This is a genomic window from Paraburkholderia sp. RL18-085-BIA-A, from assembly GCF_046027075.1.
Classification (GTDB): Bacteria; Pseudomonadota; Gammaproteobacteria; order Burkholderiales; family Burkholderiaceae; genus Paraburkholderia.
Window position 1 is genome coordinate 1 of sequence record NZ_JARESU010000345.1, and the last position, 2,623, is coordinate 2,623.

The following is a 2,623-nucleotide window of genomic DNA, read 5'->3' on the forward strand; positions in this document are numbered from 1 at the left end:
TCGATCACGCGTTCTTCAAGACGTTCTGTTGTTGCGCCGCTGCCAGGTTGTGCGGCCTCAGCGCGCTTCAGCCAGTCAAATGTGCTCATCGTCTGCCTCACTCTGTCGAAACGGGGCGATCCCCGTCGTGCAGCGCCGCATGCAACGTGTGCCACGCGAGCGTCGCGCACTTCACGCGCTCGGGAAATTCACGCACGCCGGACAGCACCGCCAGCTTGCCCAAATCCGGCGCGGCTGTCGCCTGCCCCGCAGCCGGTGTTGTCACCATGTCGTGAAAGCGTCCGAACAGCGCTTCGGCCTCTGCTTCCGTTTTGCCTTTCAGCGCCTCGGTCATCAGCGATGCGGACGCCGTCGCAATCGCACAGCCCGCGCCTTCGAAACTCGCCTCCTTGACGACGCCATCCTCGATTCGCAGATACAGCGTGATCCGGTCGCCGCATAACGGGTTGTAGCCCTCGGCCTTGTGATTGGCGTCGGCCAGTTCATGACAGTTACGCGGCCGCCGGTAGTGGTCGAAGATGACTTCCTGATACAGATCGCGCAGATCGCTCATGAGCCGAATAGCTCCCTGACCCTGCCGAGACCTTCGATCAGGGCGTCGATATCCTCTTGCGTGTTGTAGAGGGCAAGTGACGCGCGCACTGTCGCCGGTACACCGAACCGCTGCATCACCGGCATCGCGCAGTGATGGCCCGCCCGCACGGCGACGCCGTGATGATCGAGAATCGTGCCGACATCATGCGCATGCACGCCGTCGAGCACGAATGACAGGATGCTCGCCTTGTCGCGTGCGGTACCGATGAGACGCAGGCCCGGAATCCCCCGCAATGCATCCGTGGCGTAAGCGAGCAGGTCGGCCTCGTGCGCGGCGATGACTTCCATGCCGATGCGGTCGACATAGTCAAGCGCCGCACCCAGCGCAATCGCGCCAGCAATGTTCGGCGTGCCTGCCTCGAACTTCCACGGAATCGCGTTGTATTCCGTCTTCTCGAACGTCACCGAACGGATCATTTCGCCGCCGCCCTGCCACGGCGGCATCGCCTCAAGCAGCGCGGCCTTCGCGTACAGCACGCCGATGCCCGTCGGCCCGTACACCTTGTGCCCAGAAAACGCGTAGAAATCACAATCGAGCGCGCGGACGTCGACGGGCAGATGCGAAATCGCCTGTGCGCCATCCAGCAGCACCAGCACGCCCTTCGCGTGCGCCGCTGCAACGATCAGCTCTACCGGATTGATGCTGCCGAGCGCGTTAGCCAGATGCGTAATCGCGACCAGCCGCGTACGTTCGTTCAACAAGCGCTCGTACGCGCCGGCATCAAGTGCGCCCGTATCGTCAATCGGCACGACTTTCAGCACCGCCCCAGTTTGCTCGCAGATCATCTGCCACGGCACGATATTCGAATGGTGCTCCATCGCGCTGATCAGGATTTCGTCGCCGGGCTTGAGCTGCGGGCGCGCGAAGCTCTGGGCCACGAGATTGATCGCTTCGGTCGTGCCACGTACAAACACGATCTCGTCCGCACGCAGCGCGTTGATAAAGCGTGCGATCTTCGCGCGTGCTGCTTCGAACGCATCGGTCGCACGCTGCGACAGCAGATGCACGCCGCGGTGCACGTTGGCGTTGCTATGCCGGTAATAAGCGTTTTCCGTGTAGATGACCGAGGCCGGTTTTTGCGTAGTCGCACCGTTGTCGAGATAGATCAATGGCCGGCCATGCACGCGCTCGCCCAGAATCGGAAAATCGGCCCGCCAGTGCTCGACATTGCGCGGATCTGGCGCCTTCATCTGTTCAATCGGCTTCATAGCAGCTCCCTGATGCGCTCGCCTTCCGGGGTGCGCGCGAGCAGCAGGCTTTCGAGCCGACCGCGGAGCGAATCGATGCGCACACGTTCGACAGTGTCGCGCGCAAATGCGTATGTCAGTAGCGCCCGCGCCGTGCGTTCCTCGACGCCGCGCGCACGCAGATAGAACAGCTGGTTCTCGTCCAGTTGACCAACCGTCGCTCCATGTGTGCATTTCACATCGTCGGCGTAGATCTCGAGCTGTGGCTTCGTGTCGATTTCCGCATCGCGCGACAGCAGCAGGTTGTGATTCGCCTGATGCGTGTCCGTTTTCTGCGCATCGCGATGCACGATAACGCGCCCATTGAACACGCCGCGCGCGGCACCGTCGAGCACGCCGCGGTAGTATTCGCGACTCGTGCCATGCGGCTCTGCGTGATCGATGCGCGTATGGTGATCGACGTGCTGCCGGCCGCCGGCGAAATAGAGCCCGTTCAACGTAGCTTGCGCGTTTTCGGCGTTCAGGCTCGTGCCGATGCCCGTGCGCGACAACGCACCGCCGAAGGCGAACGCATGCGAGGTAAAACAGCTGGCGCGTTGCTGCGCAACAGCGACCGACCCGATATGAAACGCCTTCGAGCCTTCCTGCTGCAACCGGTAGTGCTGCACGTCCGCCTGTTCGTCTGCGACGATGCGAGTGACCGCATTTGTCCAGTATGCGTTGTCGCCCAGCCCTACAAAGTGCTCGACGATCGCGCAGCCCGAGCGTGCTCCGGCAAGCACGACGTTGAACGGCTGCACCGCAAGACCGGCTTCGTCGGTCAGGAACAGCATGTGCAGCG

3 protein-coding genes are annotated in these 2,623 nt (G+C 62.6%); all 3 read right to left on the reverse strand.

Going from position 1 to position 2,623, the window contains the following annotated elements:
* Positions 1-97: 97 nt before the first annotated feature.
* Positions 98-553, reverse strand: coding sequence for a Fe-S cluster assembly sulfur transfer protein SufU (gene sufU, locus P0D89_RS52165; RefSeq protein WP_408370883.1), 456 nt, complete (start codon positions 551-553; stop codon positions 98-100).
* Entirely contained in the window at positions 550-1,803 is a 1,254-nt protein-coding gene (locus P0D89_RS52170) for a SufS family cysteine desulfurase (RefSeq protein ID WP_408370881.1), read from the reverse strand. The genes sufU and P0D89_RS52170 overlap by 4 nt, the downstream gene beginning before the upstream one ends.
* Positions 1,800-2,623, reverse strand: an 824-nt coding sequence (gene sufD, locus P0D89_RS52175) for a Fe-S cluster assembly protein SufD (RefSeq protein ID WP_408370879.1), incomplete at its 5' end; no start/stop codon positions are given. The genes P0D89_RS52170 and sufD, both read right to left, overlap by 4 nt.

Excerpts from the sequence above, each read along its gene's own strand:
- sufU (WP_408370883.1), bottom strand. The coding sequence starts at position 553 with ATGAGCGATCTGCGCGATCTGTATCAGGAAGTCATCTTCGACCACTAC.
- P0D89_RS52170 (WP_408370881.1), bottom strand. The coding sequence starts at position 1,803 with ATGAAGCCGATTGAACAGATGAAGGCGCCAGATCCGCGCAATGTCGAG.